Raw genomic sequence first — 24,330 nt, forward strand, 5'->3', positions numbered from 1 at the left:
TGCCCCGGTCCCGCCCGGCGAACCGTCCTGGGCCCGTCTTCCCCGCACCGTCACGGGCGGCGTGCCTCCGGCGTGCCGAGTGCGGTGTCGACGTCGTCGTACACCCCGAAGACCTGGAGCGCCCCGGTGATCGCGAAGATCCGCTCCACCGGCGCCCGCAGCCCGGCCAGCTCGACGCGGCCGCCCTCGGCGAGCAGCCGCAGCCGCGTCCGCAGGAGGACGTTGAGACCGGTCGAGTCGCAGAACCGCAGCCCCGAGCAGTCCACGACGACGCGCACCGCGCCCGAGGCCCCGCCCAGCGCGTTCCGCAGGGGTTCCGCCGTCTCGTGGTCGAGTTCGCCGTCGAGCGACAGGACCACGGTGCCGGGGCGCCGGTCGGGCAGGATCTCGACGAGCAGGCGGCCGGCCCGCGCAGCCCTCGGTCTCCCCGTCGGGCCGCCGGTGTCCATGCCGGTCATGTGTCCGCGCCGCCCCCCGGGGTGTCGTCCTGGAGGAGGCCGGTCCTGAGCTCGCCCAGGATGCGGGTGAGCAGCCGCGAGACGTGCATCTGGGACAGGCCGATCCGGGCGCCTATCTCCGCCTGGGTGAGTTCCTCCCCGAAGCGGAGCTCCAGGATGCGCCGGTCGCGGTCGTCGAGCCGGGCGAGCAGGGGCCGCAGGGCCGTCAGCGACTCGATCAGCTCGTACGAGGGCTCCGCGTCGGCCAGGTGACGGGCGCCGGCACCGGGGGTCCCGTCCTCGTCCCCGGCGGGGACGTCCAGGGACCGGGCCGCGTAGCCGTGGGCCGCGAGCTGGCCCTCGGCGACCTCCTCCTCCGTGAGGTGCAGCTCCGCGGCCAGCTCCGCCCGGCTCGGGCGCCGGCCCAGGCCCTGTTCGAGGCCGTCGGCGGCCTTGGCGAGGTCGATGCGGAGTTCCTGGAGGCGGCGGGGGACGCGCACGGCCCAGCTGGTGTCCCGGAAGAAGCGCTTCATCTCGCCGACGATCGTCGGCAGCGCGAAGGCGGAGAAGTCGACCGCGCGGTCGGGGTCGAAGCGGTTGATGGCCTTGATGAGGCCGATCGTGCCGACCTGGACGATGTCCTCGGCGGGCTCGGCGCGGTTCCTGAACCTGCGCGCCGCGAACTTCACCAGGCTGAGGTTCAGCTCCACCAGCGTGTTGCGGACGTACGCGTACTCGGGCGTCCCCTCGTCAAGCGCCCGCAGCCGGGCGAAGAGCGCCACGGACAGGGTCCTGGCGTCGTCCGTGGAGACCGCGGTCGGCCGGGCCGGCTCGGGGAGCCCGTCCAGCGCCCGACGGCGCGTCGCGGCCCCGGCCACGGGCGTGCCGGCCGGGGTGCCGAGGGTGGCGGGCGTGGGCCCGGTGCGTTCTCGGGCGAGCGACATGAGGGCTCCTTCGACGGTGGCGAGGGGCCTGCGCCGCGGCCGGGGGGCGGCGACGGGGGTCCGTCGGTCGAGCGTCCTGCTGGAGAGAGGATGCCCGCCTTAGACTGGTTTGACACGATTTCTCGGGGAAGTCGCCGGATACGACGCACGCGCGTCGCCCGCGGTGATCGCGAGGAGGTGACCGCGATGGACGAGGCCCGGCTCTCGGCGCACGAGCGGCGCGTTCTGGCGGAGATCGAGGAAGAGCTGAACCGGGACGGAGCGCTCGCGCGCCGGCTGCGCACCATGCGCCGAAGCCCGCGTCTGCCCCGGCCCTCGATCGCCGCGGCCCGACGTCACCTGCCCTCCCTGAGCGTCACCGTGCTCGCCGTCATGACGCTCGCCCTGCTCGTGCTGGGCGTCGCCACCGAGGCGCCGGCCTTCATCTGGGCGTTCGCCGCCGTGTGGGTCCTGACCCTGCTCGTCGCGCTCGGCCTGGTCGTGCGCTGGACCCGCCGCCGGGCCCCGGGGGCCCGGACGGAGAAGTGAGCCGGGCCTTCCCGAAAGGCCGGGCCTACCCGGCACCACGAGCGCCGCCGCCCCGGACGATGTCCGGGGCGGCGGCGTACGACCGGGGAGCCGCGCTCACCAGCGGTACCAGCGTCCGCTGCCGCTCCGCATCAGGAAGCCGAGCAGCCACAGCACGAGGACGGCGATGGCGACGTACCAGAGCACTTCGACGGCGAAGCCCGCGCCGAACAGGATCAGGATCACGAGGAGTACGAGGAGAAGGGGAACCATGGCTGCACCTCCGCTGCCTGCGGGGCCCGGCCGTCGGTTGTCGGCGCGGGAACTCGGTATCAGCGCGGTTGCCCCCTCCCTCCGAGAACATGCGCGCTCCTTCGGGAACGCGTCCTCCGGGGACCGGCGCCCCGCGATGTTTCGAGGCGCGCGGGCGGGTGAGGCGCGTCAGTGGCGGGGGCCGTGACACCCGAGAGGAAGCGCACTGTGCCGACCGACCGACAGCACGACGGACAGCTCGAAGAGAATCGCGACGGACAGCTCGACGGACGGAACGTCCTGGTCCTCACGACGAACTACGGAACGGAGCAGGACGAGTTGCGCACCCCGGTGGCCGTCCTGCGGGAGCACGGAGCCCGGGTCACGATCGCCGCGCAGCAGGACGGGCCCGTACGGACCCTGGTCTCCGACCGGCGTCCCGGCGCCGACGTCCCGCCGGACACGACCCTCGCGCGGGCGACCGCGGACGGGTACGACGCCGTGATCGTGCCGGGCGGCACCCTGAACGCCGACCGCCTGCGGACCGATGCCGACGCACGGCGCCTCGTCTCGGCCTTCGCCGAAGCGGGCAGACCGGTGGCCGCCATCTGCCACGGACCGTGGCTCCTGGTCGACAGCGGGCTCGCCGAGGGGCGCGAACTGACCTCGTACCCCTCGCTCCGTCCCGACCTGGAGAACGCCGGGGGCACCTGGCGGGACCGCGAGGTCGTCGTCGACACCGCGGGCCGGCACCCCCTCATCACCTCCCGCAGACCAGGTGACCTCGACGCCTTCTCGGCGGCGATCGTCCGGGCGCTCACCGGAAGCTGAGTCCCGGTCGGATCGCGCCGCCCGCCCCTCCCTCCGCCCGTCCCGGCAGTCGGTCGCGATTGGGTGAAACCTTCCGGCTCCTCGTACCGTCCTCTCACCAGGGAGAAGGACAGAACGACGGGGAGTGGGGAATTCCATGGGGCAGGGCAAGTACACCGCGCACATAGCCGTGGTGGCTTCGGCGGTGGGGCTGAGTCTGGCGGTGTGGGGCGCCGCGGCGCTGATGGACGACGAGGCCGCCGCGAACATGGGGAACGGGCCGGTCGCGCAGGCGCCGGACGGGAAGCCGGCGGCTCCGGACCGCGTACCGCCGCGGAAGGTGCCGGTGAGCATCGCGCACGCCGCCGAGGCGGGCGGTCAGGCCGTGAACATCACCATCGACGACGGCCCCGATCCGCGCTGGACGCCCCAGATGCTCGACATCCTCAAGGAGAACGGCGTCAAGGCCGTGTTCTGCATGATCGGCCCGCAGGCCCAGCAGCACCCCGACCTCGTCAAGCGGGTCGTCGCGGAGGGCCACCGGCTCTGCGACCACACCATGACCCACGACACGACGATGGACAAGAAGCCCGTCGCGTACCAGAAGCAGCAGATCCTCGACGCGAAGCGGCTCATCGAGAACGCGGCCGGCGGCGCGAAGGTCGACTACTACCGGGCCCCGGGCGGTGCGTTCACCCCCGACAGCCGCAAGATAGCCGCCGCCGCCGGGATGCGGCCGCTCGGCTGGAACGTGGACACCAAGGACTTCGAGCAGCCGGGCACGGCCGCGATCGTCAACACCGTCAAGAACGAACTGTCCAACGGGCCCACCATCCTCTTCCACGACGGCGGCGGCGACCGCAGCCAGAGCGTCGAGGCCCTGCGGCAGGTCCTGCCCTGGCTCAAGCAGAACGGACACCCGTTCAGCTTCCCGGTCATCACCACGCCCTGAGCCTCCGTAGCCCCGCCCCACGGCCCGAAATCCGCATGCACCGGGCCGTGCGGGGCTGGCAGCATGCCGGAATGGTCCACGCTCTCGAACGTCTGGTCGTCCGCCACACCCGCCGCCTGCCCCTCCCGGCCGCCACCGCCGGCAACGGGCGGGCGCCCGGGAACGGAGCGGCGCGGCGACTCGACGCCGCCCTGATGTCGGTCGGGTTCAAGCTGTCGGCCGGGCTGTTCGACGAGCTGTCCCGGCTTCCGGAGGAGACGGTCCTCGCCGTCGCCGCCCGCACCCTCGACTCCGTCCGCGAGACCGTCGGCGACCACGTCCGGCACAACGTGTACTTCATCGACTTCCCGGCCAACGTGCCCGACACCACCGACTTCTGGACGCGCTGCGTCGCCGAGGCGCTCGACGACGACACCGCGCGCCCGGGACTGCTCCGGCGGCTGCGCGCCGGCGTCCTCGACCTCCTCGCCCTGCCCTCGTACGGCTCCTACCGCCACACCTACGAGGAGATGCTCGCCGCGCACGACGCACTGATCGCCGCCGCGGGCGACCGCCTGACGGTCCTGCACCCCGGCGGCTCCCTCGACGACGAGGTCACCGCCCTCTACCTGTCCCTCGCCGGAAGCACCACCCCGCTCGGCGACGACCACCTGCGTGACCTCGCGCTCCTCGCCGCCCACCGCGCCGACGGGCCCCAGCCCGAGACGATCCCGGTCCGGGAGCACCGGGCCGTCGTCAACCGGGCCCGGCTCGACGCCGGAGCCGGCCTCCTCCTCGACACGGTCACCGACGTCCTGCGCCTGGCCTGCGCCCTCTCCGACGGCGACGTCGCCCTGCGCGAGCCGACCCGGTTCCGCGCGCTGTCCCGCCCCGTCCGGCGCGCCCTGCTCGGCGGACTCGACGCCGTCGTCGCCGCCGCCCCCGCGAAGCTCGCCGACGTCGCCGCGCACCGCGAGGCGTGGAAGCGGCTCGGCGAGCGGCTGCACCCGCACGAGTACCCGCGGTGGCCGCACGCCGCCGAGGTCTTCTCCGTCGCGCGCGGCGAGACGAAGGCGCCCTCCCTCGACAGCCGCGTCGAGGAACTCCTCGGCCGGAACGACGTCGTCGGCGCGGCCACGCTCCTCCGCTCCGCCCCCGGCCGGCTGCTGCGCGCCCTCGACCGGCTGCTCCGCGCGGCCGACGGGCCGGAGGAAGTCGACGCCGTGCTCTCCGCGTGCGAGAGCGCCGTCCCCCGGGTCTCGGGCCGTGTCGTGCTCTCGCTCCGCGAGCACGTCCAGAACCGCACGGGGACGGCGGGGGACCGGCGGGTCTTCGTCAACCGGCTCGGTGCCGCCTGGGTCACCCCCGACACCCGCCCGCCGCTGCCTCCCGAGGTGCGGGAACGCCTCTGCGCCGTCCTCGACGCCGAGACCCGGCGCCGGCTCCCCGCCCCCGGGCACCTGCTCGTCGACCCCGCCGTCCTGGACGTGGCGCTCCCGCTCAGCGGCCGGGCGACCGCGGCCGGCCTCGGCGTCCTGCCGCGCGGCTCCGTGTCGCCGGTCGAGGGCGAGCTGCTGCGCTTCTTCACGTACTGGAAGCAGACCGCGCGCACCACGGACTACGACCTCTCGGCGCTGGTCCTCGACGAGGACCTCGGGACCGTCGCCTGGCTCTCGTACACGGCCCTCACCGCCGTCGAGGGCCGGCACTCCGGCGACATCACCGACGCGCCCGACGGTGCCTCGGAGTTCATCGACCTGCGGCTCGGCGCGGTCCGCGGCCGCTACGTCGTCCCCCAGGTGAACCTCTACCGCGGCGAGGGCTTCGAGGAGGTCGAGGAGTCCTTCTTCGGCTTCATGCTGCGGGAGTCCGAGCAGCGGGGCCGCCCGTTCGAGCCGCGCACGGTCCGGATGAAGTCCGAGCTGCGCGGGCCGGGCCGGGTCGCGCTCCCGCTCGTGTTCGAGCGCGTCGAGGACGGCGCCTGGCGCGCGCGGTGGCTGCACCTGTACCTGAGGGGCAATCCGTCCGAGAACCGGGTGGAGGAGAACCGGGTGACGGTCGCGGTGCTGCTCCGCGGTCTCCTCTCCCGCACCCCGCTGACGGTCCGCCATCTCACCGGCCTGCTGGCTTCCGAGGCCACGGCGACGACCTGGTGGGACGGCGTGACGCTGCCGGAGGGCCCCGTCACGTACATCGGTCTGGAGCGGCCCGAGGGCCTGCCGCCGGGCTCGCGCGTCCTCACGCCCGAAAATCTGCGCGACCTGATCCCGGCCTGACTGCTACGGTCGTCCCGGGCGAGGCCATGAAGGGGCTTCCTTCTCAAAACCCCTTGAATATAGCCTCTTCGCTCTCCTCGCCCCTCTGCTTGGTGCGGGACCCCCGTTCGGACGGTGCGGGCGGGGGCTCCCGTGTCCCACGGCGGGCCGGTCCGTTGTGAGGGTGTGACCTCTACACGACGCATCTCCTCGATCCTCGCCGTCGCCGCCGCGTTCTCGTGCCTCGGCGCGTCCGCGGCCTCCGCCGCCGGCGCCGCCGACGCCACGGGACCGCTCGGCCCCAAGGTGAACCCCGTCAGCGAGCTCGACGCCCTCACCATGACCGGCATCCCCGAGGAGTCCCGCGGGCGGTTCCCCGGCATCGCCGACCAGCTGGGCGGCCTCAGCCGGGTGAACGAGCTGGGGCAGCTGCGCCAGCTCACGGACCTGGCGGCCCCGGCCACCGGTGTCCTCCCGGAGATCTCCACCTGACCGACCCGCACGCCCCCGACGCGAAGGCCCGGTGCCCCGGCGGCACCGGGCCTTCGCCGTGTCCGGGGCCGGATGGTCCGACGGCACCGGGGCCGGATGGTCCGACGGCACCGGGGCCCGATGGCCCGGCGGCACCGGGCCCCGCCGGGTCGGCGGCCCGGATCAGGCCTTCGGGGCCATCTCCCGGACGGGGTGCTTGCTGAGGATCGAGACCCGGTTGAAGGCGTTGATCGTGATCGCCACCCAGACCACCGCCGAGATCTCGTCGTCGGTCAGGGAGCCGCGCGCGGCCTCGTACGCCCGCTCCTGCGCCAGGGCGTCGGCCGGCGCGGTGGTGGCCTCGGCGAGGGCCAGGGCCGCGCGCTCCCGCGCCGTGAAGAGCCCGGTGTCGCGCCAGGCGGCGAGCACGCCGAGGCGGCGGGTGCTCTCACCGGCGCGCAGGGCGGCCCTGGTGTGCACGTCGAGGCAGTACGCGCAGCCGTTGATCTGGGACACGCGGAGGTTGACCAGTTCCACCAGCACGCGGTCGAGCCCGGCGTCGGCGGCCGTGGCGCGCACCGCGTCCGCCGTCTGGACCAGGGCGTGATACGCCTTGGGGCTCTGCTTGTCGACGTAGACCCGCCGGTCCGCCGGGGCTCCTGCCGTGTCGCTCACCGTGTGCTCCTTCCCGGGACGCGAGGTCCCGCTGCCGACCGTGCGTGTCACCGTCGCAAGGGCTATCATCATCCATGATTGTTGAAAATGGAACTAAATCCATGGAGGGGTCGGCAATGAACGTCACGGAAGGATCGGCGATGAGCGCCACCGGAATCGAGGTCCTGACGGCACGGGACGTCCCCCTGGGCGGGCCGCGGGCGATGACCGTACGCCGCACCCTCCCGCAGCGCGCCCGCACGCTCATCGGGGCCTGGTGCTTCGCCGACCACTACGGCCCCGACGACGTCGCCGAGTCCGGCGGCATGGACGTCGCGCCCCACCCGCACATCGGACTGCAGACCGTGAGCTGGCTGTTCAGCGGCGAGATCGAGCACCGCGACAGTCTGGGCAGTCACGCCTACGTGCGTCCCGGGGAGCTCAACCTCATGACCGGCGGCCACGGCATCAGCCACACCGAGGTCTCCACCGCCCGCACCACCACCCTGCACGGCGTACAGCTGTGGGTGGCGCTGCCCGAGGAGCACCGGAACGCGGCGCGGGACTTCCAGCACCACGCCCCTGGCACCGTCCGCGTCGACGGAGCCGACGTCCGGGTGTTCCTCGGCTCGCTCGCGGGCTCGACCTCCCCGGTCCGCACCTTCACCCCCCTGCTCGGGGCCGAACTCCTCATCGACCCCGGCGCGACCGTCACCCTCCGCACGGACCCCGGCTTCGAGCACGGGCTGCTCGTCGACCAGGGGGAGATCCTGCTGTCCGGCACGCTCCTGCGCCCCGCCGAGCTGGGCTACGCCGGCCCCGGGGCCGAGACGCTGACCCTGACCAACACCTCGGACACCCCCGCCCGCGCGGTCCTCCTCGGCGGGACCCCGTTCGAGGAGGAGATCGTCATGTGGTGGAACTTCATCGGCCGCAGCCACGAGGACATCGTCGAGGCCCGCCGGGAATGGGAGGAGGCCTCCGAGCGCTTCGGCACGGTCGAGGGCTACCCCGGCGACCGCCTCCCCGCCCCCGCCCTCCCCAACGCCCGGATCGCGCCCCGCAAGAACCCCTCACGTCACTGACCCCGCGTCTCCGCTCCCGGCACCCGTCACGCGAAAGGCACACCCCATGACCGAGCAGACCCCCGCCGCCACCGCTCCCGTCGTCCGCCGGGTGGACCCCCGGCACCGTTACGAGATCCTCGTCGACGGCGAGCGCGCGGGGCTGACCGCCTACCGCGACCGCGACGACCGGCGCGTCTTCTTCCACACCGAGGTCGACGAGGCCTACGCGGGCCGGGGACTGGCCTCGCTCCTCGTCGAACAGGCCCTCGCCGACGTCCGCGCCTCCGGAATGCGCATCGTCCCCGTCTGCCCCTACGTGGCGAAGTTCCTGAAGAAGCACGAGGAGTTCGCCGACATCACCGACCCCGTGACGCCCGAGGTCCGCCAGTGGCTGGACGGACAGCTGGGGCGCTGACCCGGGGTCAACACGACGCACGCGGGTGCGAATACTTCGCCCGGATGGGCCAGTTGTGCGCGTCCGGCTCCCGCGGCACTCCGCTTCGGGCGGCCGGACGGGCGAACCGAAGAGCCGTTCCCGCGCGCGTCGTTGGCCGACCTTCGATCAGTTGGCCGGAATGCTGCTGATCGAGAGTTAAACATCGTTTCGAGCAAGATCACTGCATGGAGGTAATGCCCTCGGACTCATCGAGCGAGGCGGGCGCGGCGGCCGTTACTGTTCCCCGGGATCTGGACGGATTCCCGGATCTTCGCCCCCCTTTTATCTTCTTTCACCGGATTTCGGCGTGCCCGCACGCCGATCGCCGACCCCCCGCGAAGGAGAGCTCGCCCGATGACCGTCGACGACCGCCCGGACGTGACGCCCGCCCCGCCCCGGCCGCAGTCCAGCCTCAGCACCGCGGCTGCCCGCAACCTCGCCACCACGACCAAGTCCGCCCCGCAGATGCAGGAGATCAGCTCCCGCTGGCTGCTGCGGATGCTCCCCTGGGTGGAGACCAAGGGCGGTGCCTACCGCGTCAACCGCCGCCTGAGCTACACCGTCGGCGACGGCCGCATCGACTTCGTCCAGGACGGAGCCCGCGTCCGCGTCATCCCCCGCGAACTCGGCGAACTCGCCCTGCTGCGAGGCTTCGACGACGACGGGGTGCTGAACGCGCTCGCCGACCGCTGCGTCCAGCGCGACTTCCGGGCCGGCGAGGTGCTCGTCCAGCGCGGCGCGCCCGCCGAGCAGATCCACCTGATCGCCCACGGCCGCGTCAGCCAGACCTCCCTCGGCAAGTACGGCGACGAGGTGGCCGTCGCCGTCCTCGCCGATGGCGACCGCTTCGGAGAGAACGCCCTCCTCGACGGCGACGCCGGCTGGGACTACACCGCGACCGCCGAGACGGCGGGCACCCTGCTCACCCTCTCCCGCGCCGACTTCGCGAACATCCTCGCCACGGCGCCCAGTCTGCAGGCCCACATCCAGGAGTTCAGCTCGCTGCCCCTCCAGCGGCAGAACAAGCACGGCGAGGCCGAGATCGCCATGTCGGCCGGCCACACGGGCGAGGCCGAGATCCCCGGCGCCTTCGTCGACTACGAGCTCAAGCCCCGGGAGTACGAACTCTCCGTCGCCCAGACCGTCCTCAAGGTCCACACCCGGGTCGCGGACCTCTACAACGGGCCGATGAACCAGACGGAGGAGCAGCTCAGGCTCACCATCGAGGCGCTGCGCGAGCGCCAGGAGTACGAGCTGATCAACAACCCGGAGTTCGGGCTGCTGCCCAACGCCGACTTCAAGCAGCGGATCCAGCCGCACTCGGGCCCGCCCACCCCGGACGACCTCGACGAGCTGCTCTGCCGCCGCCGCAGCACCAAGCTGTTCCTCGCCCACCCCAAGACGATCGCGGCGATCGGGCGCGAGTGGAACAGGGCCGGGCTCTACCCGGACACCGTCGAGCTCGACGGGCACCGGGTCCCGGCCTGGCGAGGGGTCCCGATCCTGCCCTGCAACAAGATCCCCATCAGCAAGGAGAACACCAGCTCGATCCTCGCCATGCGTCTCGGCGAGGACAACCAGGGCGTCATCGGTCTGCGCCAGACCGGTCTGCCCGAGGAGTACGAGCCGGGCCTGTCCGTGCGGTTCATGGGCATCAGCGAGCAGGCGATCATGTCGTACCTCGTCACGACGTACTACTCCGCCGCGGTCCTCGTCCCCAACGCCCTCGGCGTGCTGGAGAACGTGCAGATCGCGCGCAGGCGCGACTAGGGCCTGTCCGACCATTCCCGTCGGGTCCGGGCCGGGCCGGCATGCCCGGAATCCGGGACGGCCCACCCACCTCTCCAAGGAGTCACGGATGCCCGATCCCGGGCTTTCCCCTCTGCAGTCCAGCCTGCCCGGCGCCGCGGCCTCGTTCACCGCCCGCGTCCTGGCCGACGCGGCGGCCCACGGCATCGCCGTACCCCAGGGCCTCGCCGAAGCGCGGCCCGTCCCCACCGAACCCGGCCCGGAAGCCCCCGACGGAGCCCCCGCCGGGCTCCGGGAGGGGGCGGGGCTCTCCACCGGGGCCGCTTCCGGGCTCCCGAGCGGGCTCCCCGCCGGGACCCCCGCCGGAGCCGGCGCCGTCGCGGCTCCCGTCGTGGTCGCGCCGTCACGGCCCGATCCGGGGTGGGCGCCGCGCGGGCCCAGCGGCCTCGGCACGGCGGGCCTGTCCCTGGTCCGGCGTGCGGAACCCCCGGCACTCCCGGCGGAACCCACCGCGCCGGAGGGCGCCCTGATCATCCCGGGGCTCTACTGGCACCCGATCCCCGAGCCCGACCCGGTGCGCGTGGAGGAGGTGAGCCTCCGCATCAAGTCCTGGGCGCTGGACGAGATCCAGCTCTATCCCGAGGACTGGGAGGGCGACTTCGACGGGTTCCGCGTCGGGCCCTACATGGTGGCCTGCCACCCGGACGCCCCGACCATCGAGCACCTGATGGTCGCCGCCCGGCTGATGGTCGCCGAGAACGCGGTGGACGACTGCTACTGCGAGGACCTCGGCGGCTCGCCCATCGGTCTCGGCGGACGGCTGCTGCTCGCGCACACCGCGCTGGACCCGCTGCACTCGACCGCCGAGTACCAGCCGGTGTGGGCGGAGTCGCTGCACGCGGACGCGCCCCGGCGCTCGTACCGCTCGGCCATGGAGTACTTCGTCGGACTGGCGACGCCCTCCCAGGCCGACCGGTTCCGGCACGACATGGCCCGGCTGCACATGGGCTACCTCGCCGAGGCCGCGTGGGACGAGACGAACCACGTGCCCGAGGTGTGGGAGTACCTGACGATGCGTCAGTTCAACAACTTCCGTCCCTGTCCCACCATCACCGACACCGTCGGCGGCTACGAGCTCCCCGCCGACCTGCACGCCCAGCCGGCGATGCAGCGGGTCCTGGCGCTGGCCGGCAACGCCAGCACCATCGTCAACGACCTGTACTCGTACACCAAGGAACTCGCCAGCCCCGGGCGGCACATGAACCTGCCCGTGGTGCTGGCCGACCGGGAGTCCCTCTCGGAGAAGGACGCGTACCTGAAGGCCGTGGAGGTCCACAACGACCTCATGCGCGACTTCGAGGCCGCCTCCGCCGAACTGGCCGCCGCCTGCCCCGTCCCGAGCGTGCTCCGCTTCCTGAAGGGCGTGGCCGTGTGGGTCGACGGCAACCACTACTGGCACCAGACCAACACCTACCGCTACAGCCTGCCCGATTTCTGGTAAGAAGGATTCATCTGTGACCAACACCGAGCTCCCCACCGTCAACGGCACCACCGCGTTCGTCCCCGGCCCGGCGACGCCGTACCAGGGAGACATCGCCCGTTACTGGAACGCCGAGGCCAGGCCCGTGAACCTGCGCCTCGGTGACGTCGACGGGCTGTACCACCACCACTACGGCATCGGGGCCGTCGACCACGCCGCCCTCGGGGACGTCGAGGACAGCGAGTACGAGAAGAAGCTGATCGCCGAGCTGCACCGGCTGGAGTCGGCGCAGGCCGAGGTGCTCCTCGACCACCTGGGCCCGATCGGTGCCGAGGACACGCTGGTCGACGCGGGGTGCGGTCGCGGCGGTTCCAGCGTCATGGCCCACCTGCGCTTCGGCTGCAAGGTCGAGGGCGTGACCCTCTCCTCCACGCAGGCCGACTTCGGCAACAAGCGGGCCAAGGAGCTGGGCATCGACAGCCATGTCCACGCCCAGGTCTGCAACATGCTCGACACCCCCTTCGAGAAGGGCAGCATCGCCGCCTCGTGGAACAACGAGTCGAGCATGTACGTCGACCTGGACGACCTGTTCGCCGAGCACGCGCGGTTCCTCAAGGTCGGCGGCCGCTACGTGACCGTCACCGGCTGCTGGAACCCGAAGTACGGCCAGCCCTCGAAGTGGGTCTCGCAGATCAACGCGCACTTCGAGTGCAACATCCACTCCCGCCGTGAGTACCTGCGCGCGATGGCCGACAACCGGCTCGTCCCGCAGGCCGTCATCGACCTGACGCCGGACACCCTGCCCTACTGGGAGCTGCGGGCCACGTCCTCGCTGGTCACCGGCATCGAGGAGGCGTTCATCGAGTCGTACAGGGACGGGTCCTTCCAGTACGTCCTGATCGCGGCCGACCGCGTCTGACGCCGAGGGCGCACGGCAGAGGGGCGGGCCCGTCGCCGGACGGGCCCGCCCCTCTCGTCATGCCGCGGCCTTCTCCTTGACGGCGGTCCCGGCGGCCGGCGCGCCCACCCGCTCGGTGCGGGGCGCCTGGCCGTTCCGGAGGCCGAAGCGGGCGATGACCGCGACCAGCGCGAAGGCGGCGGCGCCGATCCAGAAGGTGAGGGTGAACCCGGACTCGGCGGGCAGGGCCGGGACGCCCGCGGGCAGGTGCCCGATGGTCTGCGAGGCCAGGATCGTGGTGACCACGGCGCTGCCGACCGCGCTGCCGGTGGAGCGGGAGATCGAGTTGATGCCGTTGGCGATGCCGCTCTGGTGGTGCGGGACGCTCGCCATGATGACGGCGGGCATGGCCGCGTACCCGAAGCTGACGGCCGCGCCGACGATCACGCCGGCGCCGATCACCGACGCGGTGTGGCCGTGGTCGAGGGCGAGCCAGCCGAAGCCCACGGCGCCGAGCGCGGCGGCGAGGGTCAGGGCCGTGCGCGGGCCGCGGTGGCGGACGAGCCTGCCGCCGATGGGCGAGGCGAGCAGGGAGACGATCGCGCCGGGCAGCAGGAACTCGACGGAGGCCCGCAGGATCGAGGCGCCGAAGCCGTATCCGGTGAGGGCCTCGGGCATCTGGACGAGGTACGAGACGCCCAGGAAGTTCGCGAACATGCCGAAGCCCACGAGGATGCCGGCCAGGTTCGCCATGAGCACCGGCCGGTGCACGAACATCCGCATGTCGACGAGGGGCTCGCGGACCTTGAGCTCGGTGAACACCCAGACGACGGTCATGACGGCCGCGGCCGCGAAGCTGCCCAGGGTGCGGCCGGAGGTCCAGCCCCACTCGTGGCCCTGCGAGATCGGCAGCAGGAGCAGCAGCAGGGTCGCGCCGAGGGTGAGCGCGCCGAGGAAGTCGGTGCGGCCGCCGGTCTTGTGGCGGGTGGCGGGGACCAGGAACACGACGGCGAGCAGGGCGATCGCGGCGAAGCCCGTGGCCATCCAGAAGGCGCTGCGGTAGTCGGCGTCGGAGCCGGAGGTGAGCAGGCCGGTGGCGACGAGCGCGAGACCGCTGCCGAAGGCGAGGGTGCCGCTGACGAGGGACATCGCGCCGGGCAGCTTCTGCGGGCGGACCTCCTCGCGCAGGACGGACAGGGCGAGCGGGAAGATCGCGGTGGCGGCGCCCTGGAGGACGCGGCCGAGGATCAGCAGGGGGAGCGAGGTCGCCAGGGCGGCGACGACGGAGCCGGCGACCATCACGCCGAGGACGGCGACCAGGGTGGGCTTCTTGCCGTGCTGGTCGCCGAAGCGGCCGAGCAGCGGGGTGAAGACGGCGGCGGAGAGCAGCGTGGCCGTGGTCACCCAGCTGACGTTCGCGGCCGAGGTGCCCAGGTCGGCGCGGATGAGGCCGAGGATCGGGACCGGCAGGGTCTGCATCATCGACACGACCATGGCGGCGAGGCTCAGCGCGAAGACGACGCGCGTCTCGCGCCGGGGATCGGCGGCGGGCAGGGTGGTCTCGTGACTCATGTGTGGGGGCCTTCTGGGAGCTTCAGATCGTCGATGTTTGATGTCATCAAGTAATAGGACGAAGGTAGGCCCTGATGCTTGAGGGGGTCAAGTAAATGCTTGAGGCTGTTAAGTAAACAATTGATAATGTCAAGGATCTTGAGTACGCTCGAACCATGAGCGCGACGACCCCCGAGACGCCCACCAAGCTCCAGCTCCTGGAGCTCCTCGCCGCCATCGGCACGGCCCAGTGGCGCGACTTCGCCGCGGCCGCGGCCCACCACGGGCTCACGTCCACGCAGGCCAAGGTCCTCGCCCAGCTGAACGGGCCCCTGCCGATGCGCGCCCTCGCGACCCTGCTGGTCTGCGACGCGTCCAACGTCACCGGGATCGTCGACCGCCTGGAGGGCCGCGGGCTCGTGCGCCGCGAGCCCGACGCCTCCGACCGGCGCGTCAAGAACGTCGTCGCGACCGACGAGGGCCGGGACGTCATCCGGAGGGTCCGCGAGGAGATGCAGGCGACCCACGGCGCCCTCGACACCCTCGGCGCCGAGGACAGCGCCACCCTCTACGCCCTGCTCGCGCGGCTGCGCCCGGGCATGGAGAAGGACGCCTGAGCCCAGGGATCCTCCCCCTGGGCCCGGCGTCCGTCGTCCTCAGTCCCGGCGCTCCCCGAACGCCCGCAGGATCTCCTCGGCGGCCAGCGTCGCCGTCAGCTCGCCGTCCCTGACCCGCCGCTCCAGGGCGGGCGTCACGTCCTGGACCGCCGGGTCGGCGCTCAGCCGCCGCAGCAGCTCGTCGCGGACCATCGTCCAGGTCCAGTCGACCTGCTGGTCCTGGCGCTTGGCGGTGAGGCGGCCCGTGGAGTCGAGCAGCGTCCGGTGCTGCCGCAGCCGCTCCCAGACCTCGTCGAGACCGGCCGACTCCCGCGCGCTGCAGCTCAGGACCGGCGGGGTCCAGACCGCGTCGGCGCCGTGCATCAGCCGCAGCGCGCCCGCCAGCTCACGGGCGGCGGCGCGGGCGTCCCGCTCGTGCGGGCCGTCCGCCTTGTTGACGGCGACCACGTCGGCCAGCTCCAGGACGCCCTTCTTGATGCCCTGGAGCTGATCGCCCGTCCGGGCCAGGGTGAGCAGCAGGAACGAGTCGACCATGTTGGCGACGGCGGTCTCGGACTGGCCGACGCCCACCGTCTCCACCAGCACCACGTCGTACCCCGCGGCCTCCATCACCACCATCGACTCGCGGGTCGCCTTCGCGACCCCGCCGAGCGTGCCGGCGCTGGGGGAGGGGCGGACGAAGGCCGCCGGGTCCACGGCGAGCCGCTCCATCCGGGTCTTGTCGCCCAGGATCGAGCCGCCCGTGCGGGTCGACGACGGGTCGACGGCGAGCACCGCCACCCGGTGGCCGAGCCCGGTCAGCATCGTCCCGAACGCGTCGATGAAGGTCGACTTGCCGACGCCGGGCACCCCGCTGATCCCGATCCGCACGGCCTGTCCGCTGTGCGGCAGGAGCTCGGTGAGGAGCTCCTGCGCGAGGACCCGGTGCTGGGGGCGCGTCGACTCGACGAGGGTGATCGCGCGGGCGATCACCGCCCGCTTCCCGTCGAGCACGCCCTTCACGTACGTGTCGAGACCGATCACAGGTCGTGCCCGAGGCCGGCCGCGAGCCGGGTCACCAGGTCGTGGGCCGCGTCGGGGATCACCGTCCCCGGCGGGAACACGGCCGCCGCACCCATCTCCAGGAGGGTCTCCACGTCCTGCGGGGGGATGACACCGCCGACCACGATCATGATGTCCTCGCGGCCCTCCGCCGCCAGCTCCTCCCGCAGCGCCGGCACGAGGGTCAGATGACCCGCGGCCAGCGACGAGACCCCGACGATGTGCACGTCCGCCTCGACGGCCTGCCGCGCCACCTCGGCCGGGGTCTGGAACAGGGGGCCGACGTCCACGTCGAAGCCCAGGTCGGCGAAGGCGGTGGCGATCACCTTCTGGCCGCGGTCGTGGCCGTCCTGGCCCATCTTGGCGACCAGGATGCGCGGCCGGCGCCCCTCGGCCTCGCCGAAGGCGTCGACCAGGGTCCGGGTGCGCTCCACGGAGGGGGACTCGCCTGTCTCGGTGCGGTACACACCGGAGATCGTACGGATCTGCGCCGCGTGACGGCCGTACACCTTCTCCAGCGCCTCCGAGATCTCGCCGACGGTGGCCTTCGCGCGGGCGGCGCGGACGGCGAGCTCCAGCAGGTTGCCGTCGCCGCCCGCGGCGCGGGTGAGCGCGTCGAGCGCGTCCCGGCAGGCCGTCTCGTCGCGCTCCTCGCGCAGCCGCCGCAGCTTGGCGATCTGCTGGGCGCGGACGGAGGAGTTGTCGACCTTGAGGACGTCGATCTGCTCGTCGGACGCCACCCGGTACTTGTTGACGCCGATCACCGGCTGCCGGCCGGAGTCGATCCGGGCCTGGGTGCGGGCCGCGGCCTCCTCCACCCGCAGCTTGGGGATGCCCGCGTCGATGGCCTTGGCCATGCCGCCGGCCTGCTCGACCTCCTGGATGTGCTGCCAGGCGCGGCGGGCCAGGTCGTAGGTGAGCTTCTCGACGTACGCGCTGCCGCCCCACGGGTCGATGCTCCGGCAGGTGCCGGACTCCTGCTGGAGGAGCAGCTGCGTGTTCCGCGCGATGCGCGCCGAGAAGTCGGTGGGCAGCGCGAGCGCCTCGTCGAGGGCGTTGGTGTGCAGCGACTGGGTGTGGCCCTGGGTGGCCGCCATCGCCTCGACGCAGGTCCGCGTGACGTTGTTGAAGACGTCCTGTGCCGTCAGCGACCAGCCGGAGGTCTGCGAATGGGTCCGCAGGGACAGCGACTTGGTGTTCTGGGGGTCGAACTGCTTCACCAGCTTCGCCCAGAGCAGCCGGGCGGCGCGGAGCTTGGCGACCTCCATGAAGAAGTTCATGCCGATCGCCCAGAAGAACGACAGGCGCGGCGCGAACGCGTCCACGTCGAGCCCGGCCTCGCGGCCCGCGCGGATGTACTCCACACCGTCCGCGAGGGTGTAGGCCAGCTCCAGGTCGGCCGTCGCGCCCGCCTCCTGGATGTGGTACCCGGAGATGGAGATGGAGTTGTACCGCGGCATCCGCTGCGAGGTGTACGCGAAGATGTCGGAGATGATCCGCATCGACGGCCCGGGCGGATAGATGTACGTGTTGCGGACCATGAACTCCTTGAGGATGTCGTTCTGGATGGTCCCGGCCAGCTTCTCGGGCGGTACGCCCTGCTCCTCGGCGGCCACGATGTACAGCGCGAGGACCGGCAGCACCGCGCCGTTCATCGTCATCGACACCGTCATCCTGTCCAGCGGGATGCCGTCGAACAGCTGGCGCATGTCGTAGATCGAGTCGATGGCCACGCCGGCCATGCCGACGTCGCCGGTGACACGGGGGTGGTCGCTGTCGTAGCCGCGGTGGGTCGGCAGGTCGAAGGCGACCGACAGGCCCTTCTGGCCGGCGGCGAGGTTGCGCCGGTAGAAGGCGTTCGACTCCTCGGCCGTGGAGAATCCGGCGTACTGACGGATCGTCCAGGGCTGGTTGACGTACATCGTCGGGTACGGGCCGCGCAGGTACGGGGCCATGCCCGGACGGGTGTCCAGGAAGTCGAGGCCCTCCAGGTCCTGCCCGGTGTAGAGCGGCTTGACGGCGATGCCCTCCGGGGTCTCCCACAGCAGGTCGTCACCGCCCGCCGCCTTCTTCACGGCCGAGCGCCACTCGTCGGTCCCGCCGCCGGCGGCCTGTGCCCCGAGCTCGATCCCGGAGAAATCGGGGATGGACATCAGGACACTCCCATGCGGTCGAGGGTCGTGGAGAGCAGGGCGACGGCGTCGCAGCCGGCGAAGACGTACGAGTCGACACCGGTGTACGACGCGGGGCGCCCGGCGAGGAGGACGTGCGCGGCTCCCGCCGCGCGCAGTTCGCCCGCGGCGGCCTCGGCCCGCTCCTCGTACAGCGCGTCGCTGGAGCAGAGGCAGGCCTCGGGGGCGCCGCTCTCCTCGAAGGTGCCCTCGGTGACGGCCTCGATGCCGCCCGCCTGGAACAGGTTGGCGGCGAAGGTGAGCCGGGCCGAGTGCGCGGCCGCCGGGCCGAGCGCGGCCAGGTAGACGCGGGGACGGGCGCCGGTGGCCGCGAGGTGCGCGTCGGAGCGGGCGCGCAGCGCCTCGTACGCCTCGTCGCGCCGGACGCGGGGGAGTCCGCCGGACGGCGCCTCGGGCGCGGGCGCGCGGTCGACGGGCTTCTCCGCGAGGTCCGGGAACTCGCTGACGCCGGTGATGGGTTCGCGGCGGGTGGCGAGCTTCTTGCTGCGCGCGGCCCAGGTCTCGGCGAGCCGTGCGCCGATCGCCCCGGAACGCAGCGCGGCCTCCTGGCCGCCCTCCCGCTCGACGGTCTGGAAGAACTCCCAGGCGGCGTGGGCGAGTTCGTCGGTGAGCCGCTCCACGTACCAGGAGCCGCCCGCCGGGTCGATCACCCGGGAGAGGTGGGACTCCTCGATGAGGACGGTGGAGGTGTTGCGGGCGATCCGGCGGGAGAAGGCGTCCGGCAGGCCCAGCGCGTCGTCGAACGGCAGCACGGTGACGCTGTCGGCGCCGCCCACGCCGGCGGCGAGGGTCGCGATGGTCGTGCGCAGCATGTTCACCCAGGGGTCGCGGCGCGTCATCATCACCGGCGAGGTCACCGCGTGCTGGCGCTGCGCGCCGGCCTCCGGGGCGCCGCAGGCCTCGGCGACCCGGGCCCAGAGGCGGCGCGCGGCGCGGAGCTTGGCGATCGTCAGGAACTGGTCGGCGGTGGCCGCGTATCGGAACTCCAGCTGTCCGCAGGCCTCGGCGACGCTCAGTCCGGCCCCGGTCAGTCCGCGCAGGTACGCGACGCCGGTGGCCAGGGAGCAGCCGAGCTCCTGCGCGGCCGAGCCGCCGGCCTCGTGGTACGGCAGGGCGTCCACGGTCAGGGCCCGCAGCCCGGGGTACGTGTCGGTGCAGCGGCGCGCGAGGCCGGCCGCGGCGGCGAGGGTGGTGCGGGCGGCGCGGCCGGTGCGGGCCTCCTGGCCCAGGGGGTCGGCGCCCAGGTTGCCGCGGGCGGCCTCCGGGGCGACGCCGCGCTCCTCGTACAGCCGGAACAGCCGTTCGGCGGCGGCCTCCGTCTCGTCGCCGGCGTCGAGGACGACGGGTGCGAGGTCGAGGTAGACGCCGTCGAGGACGCCGTCGAGCGAGGACACCGGGATGCCGGAGCCGCCGACGCCGAGCCACAGGGAGGTGACGCCGTTCTCCAGGTCGGCGAGGACGGCCTCGCCGTCGGCCGTCGCGTGGCGCTGGCGCACGTCCCAGCCGCCGACGGTGTTGCCCTCGGCGCGCCCGCCGCGCACGAAGGGCGCGAAGCCGGGGAGGCCGGGGTCGGGCGCGGTGTCGTGCGCGGTGTACAGCGGGCGGGTGTCGAGGCCGTCCTCCAGGAGGGTGGACAGGGCGTCCTCGGCGGCGGCACCGGATACCTCCTTGCCCGACTTGCGCAGGACACCCGCCACGAGGTGTTGCCACTGTTCGTGTGGCGCGTCTGGGAATTCGGACGCCAGGGAGAGCTCGTCGTCAGGCAGGACCGTCATGGCTCGGATGCTAGGGGAGATCGCTAAAGCAGCAGGAGAGCGTACGACTGTGACCTTCTTCTCTTCCCCCTGATGGATTAGGTTAGGCTTGCCTAAGTTCATCGTCGGAGCGTCCTCGTCAGCTCATCAGGGAGACCACGCATGCGTCCCTTCAGCGCCCCCACCACGCGCCCCACCCCCGCCGAACGCGTCCGTTCGATCCTGACCTCCGCCCACTCGATGACCGTCGTCACCGACGGACTCCACCAGGAGGTCCACCGCCTCGACGGCACCGGTCCGATGGGTCACCTCCACCTCCACGACCCCTCCGAGGACTGCCCCGCCGGCCGGACCGCGCGCATCCCCGTCCGCCTGGAGCTCACCGACATCGCCCCCACCCCCGTCCGCAGGCGGCTGCGCGCCCGCGTCACCCTCACCGGACTCCTCTCCGCCCCGTACACCACGGACGCCACCACGAGCACCTGCGTGGAGTTCGGCCAGGCACTCCTCCAGGACGACGACGGGCGAACGTTCGTCACCCTCGACGAGATCCGGGCCACCGACCCCGACCCGATGGCCACGTGCGAGGCGACCATGCTCACCCACCTCGCCGACCGCCACGCCGAACTCGTCCCCCTGCTCCTCCGCCTCGTCCGCCCGCGGCCCGCCCGCGACACCGTCCGCGTCCTGCCCCTCGCCCTCGACCGGTACGGCATCACCCTGCGCCTCGAACACCGCGCCGGCGACGACCGCGACGCCCGGCTGCCCTTCCCCACCCCCCTCACCGACGTCGACCAGGCCGGCCCCCGCATCCACGCCCTCATCGCCGCCGCCCGCCGCGCCTCCCACACCGACCAGCTGCTGACCTGAGCCGGGATCCCGGCCACGGCCCCACCCCGGCCGAGATGCCGGAGCGCAGCGGCAGGCGCACCATGGACGGCGTAGGCCCGCGTGCTGCGGGTGCCGGAACCGCTCGGGGACTTCCCTATCCGGACACGGCCACGCCATGAACGCAGGAAGCCCGGCCAAGAGCCGGCCAGCACCCACCAAAGGCGTCCTCTACCGAACCGGTCACTGGTGCGCCCGCCACTTCGTCATCGTGATCGCCCTCTGGCTGGCGGCGGTCGCGGGACTCCAGGTCCTCGACCGGGCCGTCGGCGGCGAGTACGAGGACAACTTCGCCCTTCCAGGAGTGCAGTCGGCCGAAGGGCTCGACGTCCTCAAGGCGCACGACCCCGCCGCGGGCGGCTACAGCGCCCAGGTCGTCCTGAACGACCCCTCCAAGCCCCTCACCCAGGAGGCGTCCGCAGTCAACTCCGTCGTCGCCGCCCTGGCGAAGCTCCCGGAGGTCATCGGCGCGCAGAACCCGCTCCCGCCGCCCGGGACCACCCCGCCGCCGCTCCCGGCCGGGACGCCCAACGTCGGACCGCTCTCCACCGACGGCAAGACCGCCTACATCACCGTCCGCTTCAGCGTGGCGCCCTCCACCCTGGGCCCCGACTACCTCAACGGCGTCGACGCCGCCGTCCAGCCCCTCCGGGACGCCGGCGTCGACGTCGAGTACGGCGGTTCGCTCGGCGAACTCGCCCGCCCGGCCGCCGACGACCGCACCAGCGAGGCCATCGGCTTCGCCGTCGCCATCGTCGTCCTCCTCATCGGCTTCGGCAGCGTCATCGGCGCCGTCATGCCGCTGGTCACCGCACTGCTCGGAGCGGTCTGCGGGCTCGCGCTGCTCGGCCTGATGGCCGCCGCCTTCACCTTCGGGACCGTCTCACCCACCCTGGCCACCATGATCGGCCTCGGCGTCGGCATCGACTACGCGCTCTTCCTCATCACCCGCCACCGCCAGAACCTCATGAACGGCCACGATCCCGCCGACGCGGCCGCCCTCGCGACCACCACCAGCGGCCGCGCGGTCCTGGTCTCCGGCTGCACCGTCATCATCGCCCTGTCCGGCCTGTGGGTCTCCGGCGTCACCTTCATCGGAAAACTCGGCCTCGCGGCCGCCTTCACGGTCGTCACCGCCGTCATCGCCGCCCTCACCCTCGTCCCGGCCATGCTCGGACTCGTCGGCAGACGCATCGACCGCTACCACGTCCGCAAGCCCGTCGCCGAGACCGACGCCGAGCCCGGGACGCCCGCGCACGGCACCTGGCACCGCTACGCCCAGCGCGTCGAGAAGCGCCCCTGGTGGTTCCTGACCGGCGGAGTGATCGTCCTGCTCGTCCTGGCGTTCCCCCTGCTGTTCATCCAGCTCGGCCACATCGGCGACGGCGCCGACCCCAAGTCCTTCACCGACCGGCGGGCCTACGACCTCATCTCCACGGCCTTCGGCCCCGGCGCGAACGGCCCGCTCACCGTGGTCGTCGACCAGTCGGCCGTGCCGGCCGCCGACCGCGCCGACCTCGGCACCCAACTCAAGGACGCGCTGACGGGCGTCCCGAACGCCGCCTACATCACCCCGCTGCAGACCACCTCCGACGGAGACGTCCTCGTCGGCACCGCCTACTCCGTGGCATCCCCGCAGGACGCCAAGACGACCGAACTGACCAACCACCTGGTCGACGACGTCCTCCCACAGGCGGCCACCGGCACCGACGCGCAGACCTACGTCACCGGGAACACGGCCGCCCAGGTCGACTTCCTGGACATCGTCTCCAGCCGTCTGCCACTGATCATCGCCGTCGTGGTCGGGCTCGCCTTCCTCGTCATCCTCATCGTCTTCCGCGGCGTCCTGGTCGCGGTGAAGGCGGCCGTGCTCAACGTCCTCTCCATCGCCGCCTCGTACGGCGTCGTCGTCGCCGTCTTCCAGTGGGGCTGGGGAGGACCCGCCCTCGGAGTCAACGGCAAGGTGCCCATCGAGAGCTACGTCCCGATGATGATGTTCGCCATCGTCTTCGGCCTGAGCATGGACTACGAGATCTTCCTGCTGTCCCGCGTCCGCGAGGCCTGGCTGCGGACCGGGGACGCCAAGGCCAGCGTGGCCCACGCCCTGGAGATCACCGCCCGCGTCATCACCTGCGCCGCTCTCATCATGGTCAGCGTCTTCGCGGCCTTCATCGTCTCCGACAACATCGTCATCAAGATGCTCGGCCTCGGGCTCGCCGTCAGCGTCCTCATCGACGCCACCGTGGTGCGCCTGCTGCTCGTGCCCGCCGTGATGACCCTCCTCGGCCGCCACGCCTGGTGGACCCCCGGATGGCTGGACCGGATCCTTCCGCACCTGGACACCGAGGGCGAGGAGGCGCTCAAGGCCGAGGAGGAGGCCCGTACCTAGGGCCCGGCCTCCGGTTGCGGAGAAGGCGCCGTCACCCCCGCGACAGCTCCCCGAGCAGCTTCCAGGTACGGCGGCGGTCGTCCTCGCCGCCCAGGTCCGTCGAGCTGAACACCACCTCGGTCGCCCCCGCCTCGCGGTAGCGCCGCACCTCGGCGGCGACCGCCTCCTCGTCGCCGATCACCGCCAGCCCGGCCGCCCCGTCCGCGCCGGACAGCTCGATCACCCGCTGGTAGGAGGGGATCCGCTCGTAGAGCGCGAGCGCTTCCGCAGCCCTCTCCCGCACGCGCTCGGCGTCCGAGGTCACCACCCCCGGCACCAGGGCCACGATCCGGGGCGCGGGCCGGCCCGCCGCCTCGGCCGCCGCGGTCACCGCCGGGACGATGTGCTCGGCGAGCGCGCGCGGCCCCGCGAGGAACGGCAGGACGCCGTCGGCGAGTTCACCGCTGACCCGCAGGGCCTGCGGACCCATCGCGGCGACGAGCACCGGCACCGGAGGCTGCGCCCCGGGCACCGCCGCCGAGTACGGGGTCGTCGCGGTCAGCAGCTCGCCGTGGAAGTCCGCCTCGCCGGTCTCCAGGAGCGGCCTCAGGGCGGTGAGGAACTCCCTGAGCAGCCCGATCGGCCGCTCGTACGGGAGACCGAACCCGGTCTCGGTCAGGTGCCGGGTGCCGAGGGCGAGCCCGAGGTGGTAGCGGCCGCCCGTGGCCGCCTGGGCGGTCTGCGCCTGACTGGACACGAGCAGCGGATGGCGGCCGAAGACGGGGATCGCGGACGTCCCCACCTGGAGCCCGGGCACCTCGCGCCCGACGATCGCCGCGAGCGAGGGCGAGTCGTACGCGAAGGACTGGCCGAACCACGCCGAGTGCAGACCGGCGTCGTGCGCCTCCCGCGCGAGGGCCACCGTGTCGTCGATCGGAAGCTGCCGGGAGGTCGAGGCGAGCGTCACACCGAGAGTCATGACCGCGGCAACCGGCGGCTCCCCCACCGGCATTCCCGATTCCGTGTGA

At 72.7% G+C, this 24,330-nt stretch carries 22 protein-coding genes; 13 read left to right on the forward strand and 9 right to left on the reverse strand.

The genetic code is table 11. The features are described from left to right. Window positions 1-50 precede the first annotated feature (50 nt). Both ABTY59_RS19585 and ABTY59_RS19590 read right to left on the reverse strand, forming a co-directional pair. A complete protein-coding gene (locus ABTY59_RS19585; protein WP_352020242.1) occupies window positions 51-458 on the reverse strand; it encodes an STAS domain-containing protein in 408 nt (135 codons plus the stop codon). Then, window positions 455-1,381, reverse strand: coding sequence for a SigB/SigF/SigG family RNA polymerase sigma factor (locus ABTY59_RS19590; RefSeq protein ID WP_352020243.1), 927 nt, complete (start codon window positions 1,379-1,381; stop codon window positions 455-457). The genes ABTY59_RS19585 and ABTY59_RS19590 overlap by 4 nt, the downstream gene beginning before the upstream one ends. A gap of 186 nt (window positions 1,382-1,567) precedes the next feature. Between ABTY59_RS19590 and ABTY59_RS19595 the strand changes: the two genes are divergently transcribed. Beyond that, the gene (locus ABTY59_RS19595) at window positions 1,568-1,909 is read left to right on the forward strand and encodes a DUF3040 domain-containing protein (protein WP_352020244.1); all 342 of its coding nucleotides are present in this window, start codon (window positions 1,568-1,570) and stop codon (window positions 1,907-1,909) included. A 96-nt stretch (window positions 1,910-2,005) separates the two neighbouring features. Here ABTY59_RS19595 and ABTY59_RS19600 read toward each other — a convergent pair whose 3' ends face one another. Beyond that, entirely contained in the window at window positions 2,006-2,161 is a 156-nt protein-coding gene (locus tag ABTY59_RS19600) for a hypothetical protein (protein WP_046906037.1), read from the reverse strand. A gap of 207 nt (window positions 2,162-2,368) precedes the next feature. On the opposite strand from ABTY59_RS19600, the gene ABTY59_RS19605 reads away from it, so the two are divergent. From ABTY59_RS19605 to ABTY59_RS19620, 4 genes are all read left to right on the forward strand, one after another. Then, window positions 2,369-2,971, forward strand: a complete 603-nt coding sequence (locus ABTY59_RS19605; protein ID WP_352020245.1) for a DJ-1/PfpI/YhbO family deglycase/protease — start codon at window positions 2,369-2,371, stop codon at window positions 2,969-2,971. A gap of 136 nt (window positions 2,972-3,107) precedes the next feature. Then, on the forward strand, window positions 3,108-3,902 hold the full coding sequence (locus tag ABTY59_RS19610; RefSeq protein ID WP_352020246.1) for a polysaccharide deacetylase family protein: 795 nt from the start codon (window positions 3,108-3,110) through the stop codon (window positions 3,900-3,902). A gap of 71 nt (window positions 3,903-3,973) precedes the next feature. Then, the gene (locus ABTY59_RS19615) at window positions 3,974-6,157 is read left to right on the forward strand and encodes a TerD family protein (RefSeq protein WP_352020247.1); all 2,184 of its coding nucleotides are present in this window, start codon (window positions 3,974-3,976) and stop codon (window positions 6,155-6,157) included. A gap of 165 nt (window positions 6,158-6,322) precedes the next feature. Next, the gene (locus ABTY59_RS19620; protein WP_352020248.1) at window positions 6,323-6,628 is read left to right on the forward strand and encodes a hypothetical protein; all 306 of its coding nucleotides are present in this window, start codon (window positions 6,323-6,325) and stop codon (window positions 6,626-6,628) included. A 162-nt stretch (window positions 6,629-6,790) separates the two neighbouring features. Here the strand turns inward: ABTY59_RS19620 and ABTY59_RS19625 are convergent, their stop codons facing one another. Then, window positions 6,791-7,282, reverse strand: a complete 492-nt coding sequence (locus ABTY59_RS19625) for a carboxymuconolactone decarboxylase family protein (RefSeq protein ID WP_352020249.1) — start codon at window positions 7,280-7,282, stop codon at window positions 6,791-6,793. 140 nt (window positions 7,283-7,422) lie between these two features. On the opposite strand from ABTY59_RS19625, the gene ABTY59_RS19630 reads away from it, so the two are divergent. The 5 genes from ABTY59_RS19630 to ABTY59_RS19650 all read left to right on the forward strand — a co-directional run bounded on the left by ABTY59_RS19630 (window position 7,423) and on the right by ABTY59_RS19650 (window position 12,912). Further along, window positions 7,423-8,346 (forward strand): pirin family protein, encoded by a 924-nt coding sequence (locus ABTY59_RS19630; RefSeq protein ID WP_352020250.1) that lies wholly within the window; start codon window positions 7,423-7,425, stop codon window positions 8,344-8,346. Window positions 8,347-8,392: 46 nt separating this feature from the next. Beyond that, complete coding sequence (locus ABTY59_RS19635) at window positions 8,393-8,743, forward strand: GNAT family N-acetyltransferase (protein ID WP_352020251.1); 351 nt, start codon at window positions 8,393-8,395, stop codon at window positions 8,741-8,743. Between the two features lie 375 nt (window positions 8,744-9,118). Next, entirely contained in the window at window positions 9,119-10,534 is a 1,416-nt protein-coding gene (locus ABTY59_RS19640; protein ID WP_352020252.1) for a family 2B encapsulin nanocompartment shell protein, read from the forward strand. An 88-nt stretch (window positions 10,535-10,622) separates the two neighbouring features. After that, window positions 10,623-12,014, forward strand: coding sequence for a family 2 encapsulin nanocompartment cargo protein terpene cyclase (locus ABTY59_RS19645; RefSeq protein ID WP_352020253.1), 1,392 nt, complete (start codon window positions 10,623-10,625; stop codon window positions 12,012-12,014). Between the two features lie 13 nt (window positions 12,015-12,027). After that, window positions 12,028-12,912 (forward strand): geranyl diphosphate 2-C-methyltransferase, encoded by an 885-nt coding sequence (locus ABTY59_RS19650; RefSeq protein WP_352020254.1) that lies wholly within the window; start codon window positions 12,028-12,030, stop codon window positions 12,910-12,912. Window positions 12,913-12,969: 57 nt separating this feature from the next. Here ABTY59_RS19650 and ABTY59_RS19655 read toward each other — a convergent pair whose 3' ends face one another. Beyond that, the gene (locus tag ABTY59_RS19655; RefSeq protein WP_352020255.1) at window positions 12,970-14,463 is read right to left on the reverse strand and encodes an MFS transporter; all 1,494 of its coding nucleotides are present in this window, start codon (window positions 14,461-14,463) and stop codon (window positions 12,970-12,972) included. Window positions 14,464-14,618: 155 nt separating this feature from the next. Between ABTY59_RS19655 and ABTY59_RS19660 the strand changes: the two genes are divergently transcribed. After that, a complete protein-coding gene (locus ABTY59_RS19660; protein WP_352020256.1) occupies window positions 14,619-15,059 on the forward strand; it encodes a MarR family winged helix-turn-helix transcriptional regulator in 441 nt (146 codons plus the stop codon). 39 nt (window positions 15,060-15,098) lie between these two features. Here ABTY59_RS19660 and meaB read toward each other — a convergent pair whose 3' ends face one another. The 3 genes from meaB to ABTY59_RS19675 are packed head-to-tail and all read right to left on the reverse strand — an operon-like array spanning window position 15,099 to window position 20,067. Beyond that, window positions 15,099-16,082 (reverse strand): methylmalonyl Co-A mutase-associated GTPase MeaB, encoded by a 984-nt coding sequence (gene meaB, locus ABTY59_RS19665; RefSeq protein WP_352020257.1) that lies wholly within the window; start codon window positions 16,080-16,082, stop codon window positions 15,099-15,101. Then, entirely contained in the window at window positions 16,079-18,253 is a 2,175-nt protein-coding gene (gene scpA, locus ABTY59_RS19670) for a methylmalonyl-CoA mutase (RefSeq protein WP_352020258.1), read from the reverse strand. Before scpA ends, meaB begins: the two co-directional genes overlap by 4 nt. After that, a complete protein-coding gene (locus tag ABTY59_RS19675; RefSeq protein WP_352020259.1) occupies window positions 18,253-20,067 on the reverse strand; it encodes a methylmalonyl-CoA mutase family protein in 1,815 nt (604 codons plus the stop codon). Before ABTY59_RS19675 ends, scpA begins: the two co-directional genes overlap by 1 nt. 141 nt (window positions 20,068-20,208) lie before the next feature. On the opposite strand from ABTY59_RS19675, the gene ABTY59_RS19680 reads away from it, so the two are divergent. Together ABTY59_RS19680 and ABTY59_RS19685 are read left to right on the forward strand one after the other, a co-directional pair. Next, a complete protein-coding gene (locus ABTY59_RS19680) occupies window positions 20,209-20,916 on the forward strand; it encodes a DUF2470 domain-containing protein (protein ID WP_352020260.1) in 708 nt (235 codons plus the stop codon). Window positions 20,917-21,052: 136 nt separating this feature from the next. Then, window positions 21,053-23,323: an MMPL family transporter gene (locus tag ABTY59_RS19685; RefSeq protein ID WP_352020261.1), complete on the forward strand. Its 2,271-nt coding sequence runs from the start codon at window positions 21,053-21,055 to the stop codon at window positions 23,321-23,323. Between the two features lie 31 nt (window positions 23,324-23,354). Here ABTY59_RS19685 and ABTY59_RS19690 read toward each other — a convergent pair whose 3' ends face one another. Continuing rightward, window positions 23,355-24,281 carry an LLM class F420-dependent oxidoreductase gene (locus tag ABTY59_RS19690; RefSeq protein WP_352020262.1) on the reverse strand — a complete coding sequence of 309 codons (927 nt, stop codon included), beginning with the start codon at window positions 24,279-24,281 and terminating at the stop codon, window positions 23,355-23,357. Between the last annotated feature and the right edge of the window lie 49 nt (window positions 24,282-24,330).

The sequence above is a fragment of the Streptomyces sp. NPDC096079 genome (assembly GCF_040303145.1).
Classification (GTDB): Bacteria; Actinomycetota; Actinomycetes; order Streptomycetales; family Streptomycetaceae; genus Streptomyces.

Coding starts and splice junctions, on each gene's coding strand:
- ABTY59_RS19640 (WP_352020252.1), top strand. CDS start 9,119: ATGACCGTCGACGACCGCCCGGACGTGACGCCCGCCCCGCCCCGGCCG.
- ABTY59_RS19645 (WP_352020253.1), top strand. CDS start 10,623: ATGCCCGATCCCGGGCTTTCCCCTCTGCAGTCCAGCCTGCCCGGCGCC.
- ABTY59_RS19690 (WP_352020262.1), bottom strand. CDS start 24,281: ATGACTCTCGGTGTGACGCTCGCCTCGACCTCCCGGCAGCTTCCGATC.
- ABTY59_RS19595 (WP_352020244.1), top strand. CDS start 1,568: ATGGACGAGGCCCGGCTCTCGGCGCACGAGCGGCGCGTTCTGGCGGAG.
- ABTY59_RS19660 (WP_352020256.1), top strand. CDS start 14,619: ATGAGCGCGACGACCCCCGAGACGCCCACCAAGCTCCAGCTCCTGGAG.
- ABTY59_RS19655 (WP_352020255.1), bottom strand. CDS start 14,463: ATGAGTCACGAGACCACCCTGCCCGCCGCCGATCCCCGGCGCGAGACG.
- ABTY59_RS19635 (WP_352020251.1), top strand. CDS start 8,393: ATGACCGAGCAGACCCCCGCCGCCACCGCTCCCGTCGTCCGCCGGGTG.
- ABTY59_RS19585 (WP_352020242.1), bottom strand. CDS start 458: ATGACCGGCATGGACACCGGCGGCCCGACGGGGAGACCGAGGGCTGCG.
- ABTY59_RS19630 (WP_352020250.1), top strand. CDS start 7,423: ATGAGCGCCACCGGAATCGAGGTCCTGACGGCACGGGACGTCCCCCTG.
- ABTY59_RS19685 (WP_352020261.1), top strand. CDS start 21,053: ATGAACGCAGGAAGCCCGGCCAAGAGCCGGCCAGCACCCACCAAAGGC.
- ABTY59_RS19600 (WP_046906037.1), bottom strand. CDS start 2,161: ATGGTTCCCCTTCTCCTCGTACTCCTCGTGATCCTGATCCTGTTCGGC.
- ABTY59_RS19615 (WP_352020247.1), top strand. CDS start 3,974: ATGGTCCACGCTCTCGAACGTCTGGTCGTCCGCCACACCCGCCGCCTG.
- ABTY59_RS19590 (WP_352020243.1), bottom strand. CDS start 1,381: ATGTCGCTCGCCCGAGAACGCACCGGGCCCACGCCCGCCACCCTCGGC.
- ABTY59_RS19610 (WP_352020246.1), top strand. CDS start 3,108: ATGGGGCAGGGCAAGTACACCGCGCACATAGCCGTGGTGGCTTCGGCG.
- scpA (WP_352020258.1), bottom strand. CDS start 18,253: ATGTCCATCCCCGATTTCTCCGGGATCGAGCTCGGGGCACAGGCCGCC.
- ABTY59_RS19680 (WP_352020260.1), top strand. CDS start 20,209: ATGCGTCCCTTCAGCGCCCCCACCACGCGCCCCACCCCCGCCGAACGC.
- ABTY59_RS19675 (WP_352020259.1), bottom strand. CDS start 20,067: ATGACGGTCCTGCCTGACGACGAGCTCTCCCTGGCGTCCGAATTCCCA.